The organism is Stenotrophomonas sp. TWI1409 (assembly GCF_039673015.1).
GTDB classification, from domain to species: domain Bacteria; phylum Pseudomonadota; class Gammaproteobacteria; order Xanthomonadales; family Xanthomonadaceae; genus Stenotrophomonas; species Stenotrophomonas maltophilia_A.
Window position 1 is genome coordinate 1 of the sequence record NZ_JBDJKU010000085.1, and the last position, 14687, is coordinate 14687.

14 protein-coding genes are annotated in these 14687 nt (G+C 67.7%); 8 read left to right on the forward strand and 6 right to left on the reverse strand.

All coding sequences use genetic code 11. The features are described from left to right. Positions 1 to 84: 84 nt before the first annotated feature. Positions 85 to 381, reverse strand: a complete 297-nt coding sequence (locus ABE423_RS18770; protein ID WP_006373100.1) for an I78 family peptidase inhibitor — start codon at positions 379 to 381, stop codon at positions 85 to 87. A 171-nt stretch (positions 382 to 552) separates the two neighbouring features. Between ABE423_RS18770 and ABE423_RS18775 the strand changes: the two genes are divergently transcribed. Both ABE423_RS18775 and ABE423_RS18780 read left to right on the forward strand, forming a co-directional pair. Next, positions 553 to 1209 (forward strand): decarboxylase, encoded by a 657-nt coding sequence (locus ABE423_RS18775; protein ID WP_346487135.1) that lies wholly within the window; start codon positions 553 to 555, stop codon positions 1207 to 1209. Between the two features lie 67 nt (positions 1210 to 1276). Further along, positions 1277 to 2053 carry a CDP-diacylglycerol diphosphatase gene (locus tag ABE423_RS18780; RefSeq protein ID WP_346487137.1) on the forward strand — a complete coding sequence of 259 codons (777 nt, stop codon included), beginning with the start codon at positions 1277 to 1279 and terminating at the stop codon, positions 2051 to 2053. Here the strand turns inward: ABE423_RS18780 and ABE423_RS18785 are convergent. Then, positions 2050 to 2649 (reverse strand): GNAT family protein, encoded by a 600-nt coding sequence (locus ABE423_RS18785; RefSeq protein ID WP_121503533.1) that lies wholly within the window; start codon positions 2647 to 2649, stop codon positions 2050 to 2052. The genes ABE423_RS18780 and ABE423_RS18785 overlap by 4 nt on opposite strands. A gap of 219 nt (positions 2650 to 2868) precedes the next feature. Between ABE423_RS18785 and ABE423_RS18790 the strand changes: the two genes are divergently transcribed. Both ABE423_RS18790 and ABE423_RS18795 read left to right on the forward strand, forming a co-directional pair. Beyond that, positions 2869 to 5595, forward strand: coding sequence for a TonB-dependent receptor (locus ABE423_RS18790; RefSeq protein WP_346487139.1), 2727 nt, complete (start codon positions 2869 to 2871; stop codon positions 5593 to 5595). A 110-nt stretch (positions 5596 to 5705) separates the two neighbouring features. Then, complete coding sequence (locus tag ABE423_RS18795; RefSeq protein WP_346487141.1) at positions 5706 to 6332, forward strand: hypothetical protein; 627 nt, start codon at positions 5706 to 5708, stop codon at positions 6330 to 6332. 27 nt (positions 6333 to 6359) lie between these two features. Here ABE423_RS18795 and ABE423_RS18800 read toward each other — a convergent pair whose 3' ends face one another. Next, positions 6360 to 7001: a hypothetical protein gene (locus ABE423_RS18800; protein WP_049398456.1), complete on the reverse strand. Its 642-nt coding sequence runs from the start codon at positions 6999 to 7001 to the stop codon at positions 6360 to 6362. A 182-nt stretch (positions 7002 to 7183) separates the two neighbouring features. Here ABE423_RS18800 and ABE423_RS18805 point away from each other — a divergent pair, with 182 nt between their 5' ends. Beyond that, positions 7184 to 8344, forward strand: a complete 1161-nt coding sequence (locus ABE423_RS18805; protein WP_346487143.1) for an amidohydrolase family protein — start codon at positions 7184 to 7186, stop codon at positions 8342 to 8344. 69 nt (positions 8345 to 8413) lie between these two features. On the opposite strand, the gene ABE423_RS18810 is transcribed toward ABE423_RS18805, so the two are convergent. Then, on the reverse strand, positions 8414 to 8851 hold the full coding sequence (locus tag ABE423_RS18810) for a DUF3806 domain-containing protein (protein ID WP_019337889.1): 438 nt from the start codon (positions 8849 to 8851) through the stop codon (positions 8414 to 8416). A gap of 131 nt (positions 8852 to 8982) precedes the next feature. Beyond that, complete coding sequence (locus tag ABE423_RS18815; protein ID WP_125895871.1) at positions 8983 to 9864, reverse strand: LysR substrate-binding domain-containing protein; 882 nt, start codon at positions 9862 to 9864, stop codon at positions 8983 to 8985. 122 nt (positions 9865 to 9986) lie between these two features. Here ABE423_RS18815 and ABE423_RS18820 point away from each other — a divergent pair, with 122 nt between their 5' ends. After that, positions 9987 to 10688, forward strand: coding sequence for an ankyrin repeat domain-containing protein (locus tag ABE423_RS18820; protein ID WP_125895872.1), 702 nt, complete (start codon positions 9987 to 9989; stop codon positions 10686 to 10688). Positions 10689 to 10739: 51 nt separating this feature from the next. Beyond that, entirely contained in the window at positions 10740 to 12197 is a 1458-nt protein-coding gene (locus tag ABE423_RS18825; protein WP_346487146.1) for an amidohydrolase family protein, read from the forward strand. 89 nt (positions 12198 to 12286) lie between these two features. On the opposite strand, the gene ABE423_RS18830 is transcribed toward ABE423_RS18825, so the two are convergent. Continuing rightward, positions 12287 to 13216 carry a LysR family transcriptional regulator gene (locus tag ABE423_RS18830; protein ID WP_180837649.1) on the reverse strand — a complete coding sequence of 310 codons (930 nt, stop codon included), beginning with the start codon at positions 13214 to 13216 and terminating at the stop codon, positions 12287 to 12289. A gap of 92 nt (positions 13217 to 13308) precedes the next feature. Here ABE423_RS18830 and ABE423_RS18835 point away from each other — a divergent pair, with 92 nt between their 5' ends. Beyond that, positions 13309 to 14502: an MFS transporter gene (locus tag ABE423_RS18835; protein ID WP_125895875.1), complete on the forward strand. Its 1194-nt coding sequence runs from the start codon at positions 13309 to 13311 to the stop codon at positions 14500 to 14502. Positions 14503 to 14687: the final 185 nt, after the last annotated feature.

The following is a 14687-nucleotide window of genomic DNA, read 5'->3' on the forward strand; positions in this document are numbered from 1 at the left end:
CCCTTTGCCGCTTTGCTTTCGCCGCCCCCCACCCCAAACACCCTGGTGCGCACCCCCCGACTCTACAAAAGCCCGCTGCCGCGCTTACTCGCAGCGGGTGGACGTGATGATGTTGTCCTTGTCCACGAACACGCGCAGGCGGTCCGGGCGGATGTCCTTGGTGGTGATGGTGCTGGGGCCGATCGGGTTGACCAGGCCGGCACCGCTCTCGCGGGACAGGCGACGGATGTTGGGCTCGTTGGCCGGCTGGCCGATCGCCCAGCCCAGCTGGCTGGCGTCGCAGCGGCCACTGCCTTTGACTTCCGGGCCAGGGGTGCTGACGCAGGCCGACAGCAGCAGGGCGGAGGCCGGCAGCAACAGGGACAGACGGAATGCAGACATGTGAGCGCTCCTGCGCAGGGGACGATGGCGGGAACGATAGCACCGAGCGTGCGAAAGGCGTCAGCGCCCCGGTCATTGCCGGCACAGCGTGGTCATTGCATAGTGAGAGGAATAGCTGGCAGTACGCCAGCGGGCAGGCCGGGCCTTTCCGGCGCAGGTGTTGGATACGGTATGACGGCAGGCAGTTTCCGCGGCAAGGACAAGACAATGACGGCCCTGATGTTGTCGTTGCTGGGCGTGGCGTTTGCCGCCTCCGCTGCCGATCCGGAACCCGAGCAGGTCCAATCCCCGGTATTCGGCGCCTGGCGCAACCTGCAGACCGAATCCGGCTACGCGCCGGCGCAGCGTAACCTGGCCTTCGCCATGCTGCCGCAGGCGGCCACCCGCGGCGACCGTTTCGCCATCCTCGACCGCGAGGGCAAGCGGGCGGTGTGCTGCCTGCAGGTGGCCAGCCCCTCGCTGGGCGTCGCTGCGCTGCGCGGGGAGTACCACCTGCCGCAGGCCTGGGTGACGGACCTGAGCAATCGCCGTAGCCCTGCACGACCCTATGTGCCGCACGTCTATGCGATGCAGCGGGTGGACGAGCTGGCCGACTACAGCTTCGCCGATGTACCTGGCGCCTACAGCGACCTGGGCGGTCTGCTGATTCCGGAAGGTGCCGCGCTGGAGGCCGACGGCAGTGCCGTGCGCCTGGGGGACAGCCGCTACCCGCTGCATTTCCAGCGCCAGCCGCACGCCGATGACGATGGCGCGCTGGACCGCTACAGCCTGCAGGCCGGCGAGGGTGCCGCCCCGATCGTGGTTGAAGTGCCGTTCGGCACCTACTGATTGCAGCGTTGCACTGGCTAGAATGCAGCGCGGCGCTGTCTGCCGTGCCTGCTCCGTGAGTCGTGCCGTGTCCTTGCGCCCCTTCCTGCTGTCGTCCCTGCTGCTGTTGTCTGCCTGTGCCAGCGCGCCTCCGCCGCCGGCCCATTCCGATGCATTGTGGCGATTGATTGAACGTGACTGCCAGGGCGCCGAAGGCCCGCGTGGCGATTGCCTGCGGGTGGAGACGGCAGCAGACCGCCGCGATGTGCTGGTCAAGGACGCGCACGGCGACTACCAGTTCCTGCTGATGCCGCTGGACAAGGTCAGCGGCATCGAGAGCCGCAGCCTGTACCAGCGTGGTGCACCCAACTACTTCGGCGCGGCCTGGCTGGCCCGCACCCACACCGAACGGGCGCTGGGCCAACCGCTGCCGCGCAACGTTGCCAGCCTGGCGCTGAATTCACCGCATGGCCGCTCGCAACATCAGCTGCATATTCACGTGGATTGCCTGCGTGCCGACATGCTGCAGGCGCTGGACACGCATGCTGCCGCTCTGGGCAGCCAGTGGACACCGCTGCCGGTGCTGCTGCGCGGCCATCAGTACCAGGCACGCCTGCTGCCGGGCGCAGAACTGACCGCCAATCCGCTCAATCTGCTGGCCTACGACCTCGCAGGCGTGGACGACGTCGGCCAGTGGAGCCTGGTTGTGGCGGGCCGGGACGCCGTGCAGGGCGTCCCGGGCTTCATCCTGCTGGCCACCCGTGTGGACGCGGGCACCGGCAACGAGGCCAGCGCCGAAGAGCTGCAGGACCACGCCTGCTCGGTGCTGACCGGTGCCGGCAACGCGCTGGAGCGGGTGCGCTAGTCCAGCACGCTGTGCTTGCTCCGCCACATGGGGGCGGTCAGCGCCAGCAGCTGGCGATCCTGCCAGCCATCCAGATCCAGATGATGGTCGCGCAGCAGGCCTTCCTGCTCGAAGCCGAAGGCCCGCAGCGCGGTGGCGAACGGATCACTGCAGTCCGGTGGCAGCATCACGAACAGGCGATGCAGGCCGACGTCCTCGAACAAGAACGGACACAGCGCCTGCAGCGCCGCGTCGGCATGCGGGTGCCAATGCTGCAGCGACAGCAGTTCGGCGCTGCGCGCGTGTAGTGATTGCAGCCGTACGTGCAGCTGGTCCAGTACGTTGCCGTGCTCGTCATCGAACACCCCCAGCAGCAGCTGGTCGTTGTCCTGTTCCAGGCGTGAGCGATGCATGTGGGCGAGGAAGCGCGCTTCCTCATCGATGACGGACGGATCGCGGCGGCCGCGCCGGCGGCGGTCATCGAACAGGCGCCAGCGCGGCAGGTCGGCACGCTGGAAAGGGCGCAGGGTGACCGGTGCGGCCTGCAGCTGCAGCAGGTGACGGCGCAGCACCGGGCGCAATGGGGGAAGGAGGGAAGTGGGGTACGGGGTCATCATCCCGGGCACGATGGCCGTGCCTGCAGCCCTGCACCATTCAAAACATTGCAAAAGTGTGGTGGATGGCACTGCGGGTCTGATTCGGTTCAGGCATAAGGCCATCAGGCCTGGTCATTTCCGTTGAAACCCCCCATTCAGGACACTTTCGTTACGGGATCGTTATGCGCCGTACAGGCCGCTGCCCCCGTACCACCACCCGCCCAACTCCCCAGGAAGCCCATGTCCGCCTCCCACAAGGCGCTGCGCCCGCGTCCGCTGGTGCTCGCACTGTCGTCCCTGATGCTGGTCTCGATGCCGGCCTTCGCGCAGGAAAGCGCACCCACCACATTGCAGGAAGTGAAGGTCACCGGCTCGCGCATTCCACGCGCCAGTGTCGAGGGCCCGTCGCCGGTGACGGTGATCAGCCGCGAGCAGATCGATGCGCAGGGCTACCGCAATGCCTTCGACGCACTGAGCGCGCTGACCGAGAACACCGGCAACGTACAGGGCGAGGACTTCGGCAACACCTTCACCCCGGCCGCCAACACCATCAACCTGCGCGGGCTGGGCCCGAACCGCACGCTGGTGCTGGTCAACGGCCGCCGCCAGGCCGACTACCCGCTGGCCTACGAGGGCTCGGTGAACGTGGTCAACCTGGCCAACATTCCCAGTGCGCTGATCGAGCGCATCGAGGTGCTGGCCGCTGGCGCATCGGCGGTATACGGCTCCGATGCGATCGCCGGCGTGGTCAACATCATCCTCAAGGACCGCTTTGAGGGCGTGGATGTGAACGTGCGCGCCGGTGGCACCCAGCAGGGTGGCGGCGACAACCAGCGCGCGCAGGTGGTCGGTGGTAGTTCCGGCGAGCGTTGGGATGCGCTGTTCGGCTTCGAGTTCGATGTGCGCAAGGCGATCCACGCGCGCCAGCGCGATTTCATGGATTCGCTGGACGATGATCCGGCCGGCAAGGCACCGCAGGCGACCGCGATCGCCTATCGCCGCAATGCCGCCACCGGCCGCAACATCGATCCGGGCGTCACTGGCTGCGACGGGGCGTCTGACATCTATGGCGGCAGCGTGTTCCGCGCCTTCAACCCTCGCCAGGGCTGGTACTGCGGCAGCAACGAGGCCGCCGCCAGCTACTGGACCGTGCAGACCCAGAAGCGCAACCTCAATGGCTATGGCCTGCTGACCTTCCACGTCAACGAGACCACTGACCTGTTTGCCGATGTCGCCGTGGGCAGCGCGCGGATCTACAACAACACGCGTGCGCCGACCTGGACCTCGGCCCGCAACTACTTCTACAACCAGACCACCGGCAACCTGGAAAGCTGGTACCGGCGCTTCGCGCCGGAGGAAATCGGCGGGCTGCCGCGCAATGCCAACCGCTTCCTGGAAAACTCGTGGTCGTTCAACGTCGGTGCACGTGGCCAGATCGGCGACAGCGGCTGGGACTATGAGGCGGTCTACAGCCGCTCGCGATACGAGAACCGCACCCGCCGCCCGGTGCTGCTGGCCGGCATCAACGAATACCTGCTCGGCCCGAAGCTGGGTGTGCGCAACGGCGTTGAGGTCTATGCGCCGGACCCGTCGCGCCTGTTCCAGCCGTTGACCCCGAACGAATACGAGGGGCTGTCCGACTACCAGGAAAGCCGTAACGCGGCATGGCTGCAGACCTTCAGCGCCAGCGTCAACGGCCGCCTGTTCGCGCTGCCTGGGGGCGATGCGGCGCTGGCAGCGGTGGTCGAGGCCGGCAGCCAGGGCTATCGCAACCGACCGGACCCGCGCCTGGGCAGCGGCGAGTTCTGGAACACCAGTGCAGGCGTCGGCGCCGGTGGCGAGCGTGACCGCTACGCTGCAGGTGTGGAGCTGCAATTGCCGCTGCTGCAGTCGCTGACCACCACCCTGGCCGGTCGTTATGACCAGTACCGTGCCGGTGGCGAGCACATCGGCAAGGCCACCTGGAGTTTCGGCGTCGAGTTCCGTCCGATCGAGAGCCTGCTGATCCGTGGTACGGCGGCGACCAGCTTCCGTGCGCCGGACATGAACTACGTGTTTGCCACCGAAACCCGCGGCTACAACCCGGGCATGACCGATTACTGGCGCTGCCGCACGGCGGGCCAGTCGTACGACAACTGCGATTACAACGGCCTGTCGATTGATTACAGCAACCGCGCCAATGCGCAGCTGCAGCCGGAATCGGCCAAGTCGTATGGTTTCGGCGTGGTCTGGTCGCCGCTGTCCGGCCTGGATTTCAGCGCTGACTACTACGACATCCGCATCGACAACGAAGTGACCAGCCTCGATACCAGCCGCATCCTGCGTGATGAGGCCGATTGCCGCCTGGGCCGGACGCTGGGCGGCGAAGCGCGCGATATCGGTTCGCCGCTGTGCCAGGACGCGCTGTCGCGGGTGATCCGCAATCCGTCCAATGCCACGGTGCAGCCGGACCAGGTGACCCGTGTGCTGATCAATCCGATCAATGCGGCCTCCGAATCGGTTCGCGGCCTGGACCTGAAGGGCAACTGGCGTTTCGATGCCGGCCGCTATGGCCGCTTCACCACGCGCCTGGCCTACACCGTGGTGCTGGAGCACAAATACCGACAGTTCTCCGATGATCCGGAGCGTGACATCCGCAATTCGCTGGATGACTACCAGTGGCGCAGCAAGGCCAACGGCAGCATCACCTGGAACCAGGGTGACTGGACCACCACGCTGTACGGCAACCGCTTCGGCTCGCTGCCGAAGACCGATGGCAGTGGCCGCATCGCGCCGTACATGACGTACAACGCCAGCGTGTTCCGCCAGTTCGGCGAGAACCTGTCGGTGGGTGTGATCGTCAACAACCTGCGTGACAGCCGCCCGCCGGCGGACAAGAACGGAGGCGGCTGGCCGTTCTATCCGGTTGGCAACTACGACCCATATGGCCGCCAGTACTGGGTGCAACTGGACTACCGGTTCCGCTGATTCCGCAGGCGAACGAAAGGCCCAGCATTGCTGGGCTTTTCTTTGTGCAGTGCACCCGTGTTGCCGCTGCGCGCGTGGCATGCTGTGGCGCTACCCGGAGGAGGATGCGCATGGATGTCAGGGTGTGGAGTGTGATTGCAGTGGTGGCCATTGCAGGTTGCAGTGGCAGGCAGGCGGCCAGCGTGGAGGATGCCGCGGAGGTGGCCAATGCCGCGCCTGCGCAGTCTCACGCGCAGCCAGCGGAGCACGCTGGGCCATCGCGCGCGGCAACGGCATCGAGTGCCACGACGGCTGCCGCTGGGCTCGCGCAACCGGAGGGGCACTTCCTCGAGGGCGAGCGCATGCTGCTGAGCGAGGGTGCGGTGTCCGTGCAGAAGAGTGAGGCGCTGCTGGGTTCCGACAAGGCTTTCGCGCAGGCGATCAGCCAGTTCGAGCGCGATGCGGCTGGCCACCCGGAAGTGCAGGACCTGGCCCGGCTCTACAGGACGGCCACGACCCGGCTCATCGGCAGCGACGGCACGCTGGTGTCTTTCGCCTGTGGCTACAGCCTGTGTGTTGGCGAGATCCGAAGCCGTACCGATGAGGATTTCAGTGCCTGGTCCGAGGCGATCGGCACGGACAAGGCGGCCCCGGTCTACAGTCTGACCACGGCGCCGATGACATGGGGCAGGGACCAGCGTGGTGGGCGCTTCGTGTTCTCGGTGGATCCTGCAGCCAACGCCATCACGGGCCCGTAGCCGTCGGATGCCCGGCGCCGCGGCGCGTTACGGAAGCGCCTGCTGCAGGTACGACTCGATGACGTAGCTGAAAGGCTGCTGCTGGCGGTCGCGCAGCAGGGCACGCACTTCCAGGATCACGCCGTGATCGCCTTCGCCCCGCGGCGGCCAGAACGTCTGGTCAGCCAGGGTCTGGCGCTGGAAGCCGAGCGGGCCGACCACGCGACCGAACGGTTCGTCGGTGCTGTCCAGCACCTGGTTCATGGCCGGGCTGAGGTGACCAGGCAGGTACCAGTTGTCGGCCTCGGACAGCACGCGGCTGCCGCAGACCAGCTGCACGCGGCGATAGCGCAGGTCGGTACCCGGCTTCACGCCCAGCGCCTGCAGCACGTCGGCGGGGGCCGGCTTGTCCTGGCCGTGTATGCGCACGGCGCGCACCCGCGCCTGTTCGGCCAGGCCATGTTCGGCACACCAGTGTTCCAGCGTGGCGGTGGCGCTCTGCCCGGACAGCACGCGCTGGTGCAGGCGCTCGACCAGCGCTGCCGGGGCGATGCGCTGCTGGCCCGGCGGCGACTGCAGCGGCGCGGCGGCCGCAGCATCAGTGGCGGACAGGCTGGCGATCGGAGCGGCGGCAAGCAGGGACGCGGCCTGCCAGCGGCGGAGACGATCGTGGCGGTCGGACGGGCCCATGCGGCATCACAGCGGAAACAGGCGCCCATGTTACCCGTTCAGGGGTGTTCACGGCGTGGCTGCGACCGGTTGTCGCAGGGCAGTCATCGTTCTGATGAATGCGTGCCATCCAGATATTTCGTTGGCCGATGGCTGCGGCGAGGCGCACGATGGCACCATTCTTGGCATTCCGGGAGTTCCCGATGACCCTCCAGTTCGTCCATGGCGGTGTCGACCGCGACGGTGCGCCACTGCATTTCCATATCCGTGATGGCCGCATCAGCGGGCTCAATGGCGAGGCCGCGCCGGCCGACGCGGCGGAATGCATCGACCTGCAGGGCTTTGCGGTGCTGCCCGGGCTGGTCGACGGCCATATCCACCTGGACAAGAGTTTCGTCGGCGACCGTTGGCACCCGCACCAGCCGGTGAACAGCCTGCGTGAGCGGTTGGCGGTGGAAAAGGCGGCAGTGGCGGCTGCGGCGCCGATGGTCGATCGCGCCGAGGCGCTGATCCGCCAATGCAGCGGCTTCGGCACAGTGGCAATGCGCTGCCATGTCGATATCGATGGCAGCACCGGCCTGCGCCACCTGGAGGCGGTACGCGAGGCCGCATTGCGCTGTGCCGACATCATGCGCATCCAGCTGGTGGCGTTCCCACAGGCCGGGGTGATGTCCTGTCCCGGCACCGCCGCCGTACTGGAGCAGGCCCTTGCTGCGGGCGTGGAGGTGCTCGGCGGCATCGACCCGACCACGCTCGACGGTGATGCCGAAGGCCAGCTGGCGCTGCTGTTCGGCCTGGCTGAGCGCTATGGCGTGCAGCTGGACATTCACCTGCATGAGCCCGGCGAAACCGGCCTGGCCCAGCTGCTGCGCATCGCCGCGCGCACCCGGGCCGCTGGCCTGCAGGGGCGGGTGGCGGTCAGCCATGCCTATTCGCTGGGCGAAGTGCCGCTGGCGCGCGCGCTGCAGGTGGGCGAGGCGCTGGCCACGGCCAGCGTAGCGATCATGAGCAACGCGCCGGGCGATCATCCGTTCCCGCCGCTGCGCGCGTTGCATGACGCTGGTGTGCGCGTGTTCGCCGGGAACGACAACATCCGCGACTGCTGGTGGCCGTATGGCAACGGCGACCTGTTGCAACGCGCGATGCTGCTGGGCTACCGCTCCGGCTTCCATACCGATGCCGACCTGATGCTGGCGCTGGACATGGTGACCACCCATGCCGCGCAGGTGATCGGGCTGCCACAGTACGGTCTTGTGGAAGGGCATCCGGCCACATTCGTGGCGGTGCGTGCCGACCACGGCCCGGCCGCCGTGGCCGGAGTGCCGGTGGAGCGCCGCGTGGTGGTCGACGGCCGCTGGCTGTAGATCCACGTCATGGCGTGGATGGCACCATCGCGTGGTCTCAATCATCCACGCATGGCGTGGATCTACCAATCAGGCGTAATCGTCGGCGCGGGTGGCGATGAATTCCTCAAGCCACGCCAGCAGATGGGCGATGTCGATGATCTCGCCCTGCTCGACGCGCTTGAGCAGCAGCGTGCTGGCGCCGATCTGCAGGCTGCTGTCGGCATAGCGCAGCACCGCGTCGATGCCCCAGGCATCGGTGACCTGCATCCAGGCCAGGCCCGGCACGCGTTGGGCCAGGGTGTCACCGAACGCCACGCCCAGCGCTTCCCAGCCATCGCCGTCATCACGGTCGATCAGCTCGGCATCGACCACGCGCTGCAGCGTGGTGGCCGCCAGCGGCCATTGCACCGGCAACGTCGGAAAGCCGGCGGCCACGCGCGCAGCGATCAGCGAGCGCTGGTGCTGCAGATGCGTCTGCAGTGCAGCGGGCAGGGGATCGAAGCGGGTGGGGATTTCATCGGACATGGCAGAGCGCCGTGGGACACGGAAACAACGGGCACTCTACGAGGCGATGTTGCCCGCCGTGCGGCCGGATTGGCCAAGTTTCGATGCTTGATGCGCGAAAGGCATCCACGCATGGCGTGGATCTACCGTGCTCAATCCGGTTCGCGTTGCACCTGCCGCCACAGTTCGCTGGCCAGCGCTCGCACGGCATCATCGGCATCGGAGCGATGCAGCAGGCCGATCTCGTAGTTGTCGATCACCGGCAGCTCGCGCTCGCCATCGATGATGCGGTGTTCGCGGGTGACCGCGCGGCGCGGCAGCAGGCTGATGCCGATGCCATCGGCCACCGCACCCTGGATGCCACTCAGCGACGAACTGGTGAAGGCGATGCGCCAGCGCAGGCCCAGCGCCTCCACGGCGTGGATCATCTCGTCGCGGTACAGCCCGCGTGGCGGGAAGGTGACCAGCGGCAGCGGGTCCAGCTGCAGGCAGCTGCTGCGCAGGCTGTCGATCCAGTGCATCGGCTCGCGCCGGCAATGCACCGCCTGGCGGCTGTTGCGGCGTTGCTTGACCAGCACCAGGTCCAGCTCGCCGTGGTCGAAGCCCTGCGCGAGGTCACGGCTGAGGCCGCTGCTGATCTCCAGCTTCACCTGCGAGTGGCGACGGCTGAAAGCGGCCAGCATGCGTGTGGTCTGCGCGTTGACGAAGTCCTCGGGCACACCGATGCGCACCGCGGTTTCCACGGTGGCGCCGGCCAGCGCCTGTGCCATTTCCTCGTTCAGGTCGAGCATGCGCCGCGCGTAGCCGAGCAGGGTGTGGCCGGCATCGGTGGGGTGTACGTCGCGGTGGCCGCGTTCGAGCAGGCGATGCCCGGCCAGTTCCTCCAGCCGGCGCACCTTCTGACTGACCGTGGACTGGGTCGAATGCAGGCGCGTGGCCGCAGTGGTGAAGCTGCCGCAGTCGGCCACCATCACCAGCGCCCGCAGCAGGTCCAGTTCGAACAGGGTTCTATTCGATTTGGCACTGTCTTGCATTTGAACATTTCACTTCTGGATACCAATGCCGACTTCTACCATGCAGGGCAGGGGCCGGCAATGCCCGGCTGTTGCTACCGTCGCACGGCGCTCCGTGGCGACGGTCATGAGGAGACACCGTCATGCGCGTCCATCGTTCCCCTGGCTGGCCTGCGCCGTTCGCGCGCGTGCTGCTGTTGTTCCTGCTGGCCATGGTCTCCCCGGCCTGCACCGCAACGTCCAAAGCCGACGTCGATGGCCGCCTGCGCGATGCTGCCAGCCGTGGCGATGCCGATGCGCTGCGACAGGCGATCGAGGATGGCGCCACGCTGGAGGCGCGCGATGGCCAGGGCCGCACCGCGCTGCTGCTGGCCACGCATGGCAACAACGTGGATGCCGCGCGTGAGCTGATCGAGGCCGGGGCAGACGTCAACGCCAAGGACGCGTTGCAGGACAGCGCCTACCTGTACGCCGGTGCGCGCGGCCTGGACGAGATCCTGGCGATGACCCTGGCGCATGGCGCCGATCTGCGCAGCACCAACCGCTATGGCGGCACCGCGCTGATTCCGGCCGCCGAGCGCGGTCACGTCGCCACTGTGCGCACGCTGCTGCGGGCCGGTGTGGCGGTGGACCATGTCAACCGGCTGCACTGGACCGCGCTGCTGGAAGCGATCCTGCTCGGCGATGGCGGTGCGCGCCACGTGCAGATCGTGCAGCTGCTGCTGGAGGCCGGTGCCGACCCGGAGCTTGCCGACGGCGACGGCGTGACGCCGCTGGCGCACGCGCGCCAGCGCGGCTATACCGGAATTGAGACCCTGCTGCGCCAGCACGGCGCGGTGCGCTGAATGCAAACCCCTTCCACCCGCACGCTGGGCGTGCCCATCAGGATGCTGTCCATGTTCCGTTCCCGTCCGTTGTCCCTTGCCATCCTCCTTGCAGTGGCCCCGCTGTCGGCCTCGGCCGCCGAGCGCGCTGACCTGTTGATCCGCAATGCCACCGTGGTCGATGTCGAGCACGCCAGCACCTTGGCCGGGCAGAGCGTGGTGATCCGTGGCGAGGACATCGTCGCCGTCGGCCCGGACGCGCAGCTGCGCAGCCAGTGGAGCGCGGCCCGCCAGATCGATGCCAAGGGCAAGTACCTGATTCCGGGGCTGTGGGACATGCACGTGCACTTCGGTGGTGGCCCGGCGCTGATCGAAGAGAACAAGGCGCTGCTGCCGCTATATATCGCGCACGGCATCACCACCGTGCGCGACTGTTCCGGTGACCTGCCCGAGCAGGTGCTGCAGTGGCGCGGCGAGATCGCCAAGGGCACGCTGTTTGGTCCGCGCCTGCTCAGTTCGGGCGCGAAGATCGAAGGCATCAAGCCGGTCTGGAAGGGTACGATCGAAGTGGGAAGCGAGGCCGACGCCGACAAGGCGATCGCCCGCCTGCAGCACGACAAGGTTGATTTCGTGAAGATCACCGACAGCACGCTGAAGCCGGAGCTGTTCCTGTACTCGGCCAGTGCTGCGCGCAAGGCCGGCTTCAAGGCCTCGGGGCATATTCCGATGGCACTGACCGTGGAGCAGGCGGTCGATGCGGGCCTGGCCTCGATCGAGCATCTGGATTATGCATTCAAGGCCGGCAGCAAGGACGAAGCGCAGATCGCCGCCGACTTCGGTGCCGGTCGCATCGACCGCGCCGAAGCCAACCGCCGCCTCGACGCCAGCTTCGATCGTGATACGGCGATGCACGCCTACCGCGATTTCGCCAAGCGCGGCGTGTTCGTGACCCCGACCCTCAACGGTGGCCGCATCCTCGATTTCCTTGACCAGGATGACCACGCCAACGATCCGTACCTGGCCTACATCGGCCCGGGCCTGCGCGCGACCTACCAGTGGCGCGTGGACCGCGCGGCGAAGGCCACGCCGGCACAGATCGAAGCGCGCCACGCGCAGTACCACCAGGTGGCCGCGGTGCTGCCGATGCTGCAGGAAGCCGGTGTGGCGATCATTGCGGGCACCGATGCGGGCTTCCTCAACTCGTTCAACTTCCCAGGCATCGCCCTGCACCAGGAATTGCAGCTGTTCGTGAAGGAAGGCCTGAGCGCACCGCAGGCGCTGTCGGCCGCAACCCGTTCCGGCCCGGCCTGGTTCGGCCAGATGGACCGCTACGGTGGTGTCGCACAGGGCAAGGCCGCCGATCTGGTACTGCTGACCGCCAACCCACTGCAGGACATTGCTGCCACCGAAAAGATCGACAGCGTGATCCTGCGCGGCAACATGTATGACCGCGCCGCGCTGGACAAGATGCTGGCCGACACCAAGGCCAGGGTCGCAGCGTGGAATGCCGAGGCGGCCAAGGCCAACTGATTGCGGGGCGGGGCAGAATCCACGCATGGCGTGGATCTACCCGTACCATCAGTAGATCCACGCCATGCGTGGATGATGCCGCCGATGACCTAACGCGGCGCCGGCCGCATTCCATGCAATTGCGGCAGCGCGGCCTTCATCGCATCGATGAAGGCGCGCAGCCGCGGCGGCTGCTGGCGCGCGGCGGGAAACACCACGTGTACCGGCAGTGCCGGCGCCTGCCAGTCCGGCAGCAGCTGCACCAGCCGCCCTTGTGCGAGATCGTCGGCCACCAGCCAGGCCGAGACCACCGCTGCGCCCAGCCCCGCACATGCGGCCTGCTGCACCACGAACAGGTTGTCGCTGAGCAGGCGCGGGCTGATCGAAAGGGTATGCGCGCGCCCCTGTGCGTCATGCAGCAGCAGGCGTTCGCGGTAATAGGTGACCAGCGAGATCCAAGGCAGTGCCTGCGCCTGTTCCGGCGTACTGACTGTTGTGGCGTCCACCAGCGAGGGTGCCGCCACGACGATGCGCGGTACTTCGGCGAGCGGTAGTGCGACCATGCGCGGTTCGTCGACGGGGCCCACCCGCACCGCGCAGTCGATGCCTTCTGCGATGAAGTCCGGGCGCCGATCCTCGAGGATCCACTCCAGGCTCAGCTGCGGGTGCTGGGCGAGGAACGCGAGCATGGTCGGCAGCAGCTGCGCCTGGCCGAAGGCGTGCGGCACCATCACCCGCAGGCGTCCACGCAGCGTTTCCGGTTCGCCGTGCAGCTCGGCCTGCAGCGACTCCCACTCGTCGATCACACGTTGCGCATGACGCTGGCAGCGTAGGCCATCCTCGGTCAGCTGCAGGCCGTGGGTGGAGCGCTGCAGCAGGCGCAGGCCGAGCTGCCGCTCCAGTGCCTGCAGGCGTCGGCTGACCGTCGGCTGGGTGGTGCCCAGCTGCAAGGCCGCAGCAGACAGGCTGCCGGCATCGACGATGCGCAGGAAGGTGCGCAGAAGATCCAGACGATCGGCGCCGGTGGCGAGGTCATTCATGCGCTTTACGTATGAAGTGTATGTGCGAAAGGCTACTACAGACGTCTCGCGAATACCGGCAGGATAGGCCCACTTCCCCCACCGGACTCCCCATGTCTACCCCCTCGCTGTCCGTCGCTGCGGCACCCGCGACCGCACCCTCCACCCCGCTGGTGATGGCGATGGCAGCCGGCGCCGGCTTCTCGGTTGCCTCGCTTTACTACAGCCAGCCGATGCTGGGCCTGATCGCCCAGGATCTCGGCGCCGGCGAGCGCGCTGCCGGCCTGGTACCGACCTTGACCCAGCTGGGATATGCGCTTGGCATTCTGCTGCTGGCGCCGTTGGGCGACCGGTTCGACCGCCGCAACCTGATCCTGTGGAAGTCCGCGTTGCTGGCGTTGGCGTTGGGCGCTGCTGCGATGGCTGGCCACCTGCCGGGCCTGCTGATGGCCAGCCTGCTGGTCGGGCTGATGGCCACGCTGGCGCAGGACATCGTGCCGGCTGCAGCGGTGCTGGCGCCGGATGTGCAGCGCGGCCAGATCGTCGGCCGGGTGATGACCGGCCTGCTGCTCGGCATCCTGTTGTCACGGGTGGTCAGTGGCGTAGTGGCCGAAGCGTGGGGTTGGCGCACGCAGTTCGTGCTGGCCGCGGTATCAGTGGCGGCGATGGGAGCGGTGATGGCGCGTGCGCTGCCGCGCTTCGCACCGACCAGCACACTGCGCTATCCGGCGTTGTTGGGTTCACTGCTGGCGTTGTGGCGCGAGCAGCCACAGCTGCGCCGTGCGGTGGCCAGCCAGTCGCTGCTGGCGGTGGGCTTCAGCGCGTTCTGGTCAACCCTCGCGCTGATGCTGCATGCACGGTTGGGGCTGGGTAGTGCCGCAGCGGGTGCATTCGGCATTGCCGGTGCGGCCGGCGCATTGGCCGCGCCGTTTGCGGGTCGATTCGCCGATCGCTTGGGTTGCCACGCCGTGGCGCGGCTGGCGATCGCGGTGGCGCTGCTGGGCTTTGGCCTGCTGTTGACCGAGTCGTGGCTGCCGGCCGCTGCGCTGCTACCGCTGCTGGTGGTGAGCGCGCTGCTGTTCGACTTCGGCTTCCAGTCGGCGCTGGTGGCGCACCAGACGTTGGTCTACGGACTGGTGCCGCCGGCACGCAGCCGGCTCAATGCGTTGCTGTTCACGGGCATGTTCATCGGCATGGCCGCCGGTGGTGCGCTGGGCAGCCTGGCGCTGGCGCAGTGGGGTTGGAACGGCGTGGCCTGGCTGGCGGTGGTGTGCGCGGGTGGCAGCCTGCTGCTGCGTTTGAGGTAAGGATGGTGTTCGGCAGGGCTTGCAGCCCTGCACCTGCTGGAAGCTGGAGCAACAGCAACAGCAACAGCAACGGCGGGTTTCCTGTTGGGTGGTGGGGGGGGGGGGGGGGGGGGGGGGGGGGGGGGGCGTTGGCGGGAGAGGGGGGGGGGGGGGGGCGGGGGGGGGAGAGGGGCCGCACCCCCCAC

Excerpts from the sequence above, each read along its gene's own strand:
- ABE423_RS18770 (WP_006373100.1), bottom strand. The coding sequence starts at position 381 with ATGTCTGCATTCCGTCTGTCCCTGTTGCTGCCGGCCTCCGCCCTGCTG.
- ABE423_RS18775 (WP_346487135.1), top strand. The coding sequence starts at position 553 with ATGACGGCAGGCAGTTTCCGCGGCAAGGACAAGACAATGACGGCCCTG.
- ABE423_RS18785 (WP_121503533.1), bottom strand. The coding sequence starts at position 2,649 with ATGATGACCCCGTACCCCACTTCCCTCCTTCCCCCATTGCGCCCGGTG.
- ABE423_RS18790 (WP_346487139.1), top strand. The coding sequence starts at position 2,869 with ATGTCCGCCTCCCACAAGGCGCTGCGCCCGCGTCCGCTGGTGCTCGCA.
- ABE423_RS18795 (WP_346487141.1), top strand. The coding sequence starts at position 5,706 with ATGGATGTCAGGGTGTGGAGTGTGATTGCAGTGGTGGCCATTGCAGGT.
- ABE423_RS18800 (WP_049398456.1), bottom strand. The coding sequence starts at position 7,001 with ATGGGCCCGTCCGACCGCCACGATCGTCTCCGCCGCTGGCAGGCCGCG.
- ABE423_RS18805 (WP_346487143.1), top strand. The coding sequence starts at position 7,184 with ATGACCCTCCAGTTCGTCCATGGCGGTGTCGACCGCGACGGTGCGCCA.
- ABE423_RS18810 (WP_019337889.1), bottom strand. The coding sequence starts at position 8,851 with ATGTCCGATGAAATCCCCACCCGCTTCGATCCCCTGCCCGCTGCACTG.
- ABE423_RS18815 (WP_125895871.1), bottom strand. The coding sequence starts at position 9,864 with ATGCAAGACAGTGCCAAATCGAATAGAACCCTGTTCGAACTGGACCTG.
- ABE423_RS18820 (WP_125895872.1), top strand. The coding sequence starts at position 9,987 with ATGCGCGTCCATCGTTCCCCTGGCTGGCCTGCGCCGTTCGCGCGCGTG.
- ABE423_RS18825 (WP_346487146.1), top strand. The coding sequence starts at position 10,740 with ATGTTCCGTTCCCGTCCGTTGTCCCTTGCCATCCTCCTTGCAGTGGCC.
- ABE423_RS18830 (WP_180837649.1), bottom strand. The coding sequence starts at position 13,216 with ATGAATGACCTCGCCACCGGCGCCGATCGTCTGGATCTTCTGCGCACC.
- ABE423_RS18835 (WP_125895875.1), top strand. The coding sequence starts at position 13,309 with ATGTCTACCCCCTCGCTGTCCGTCGCTGCGGCACCCGCGACCGCACCC.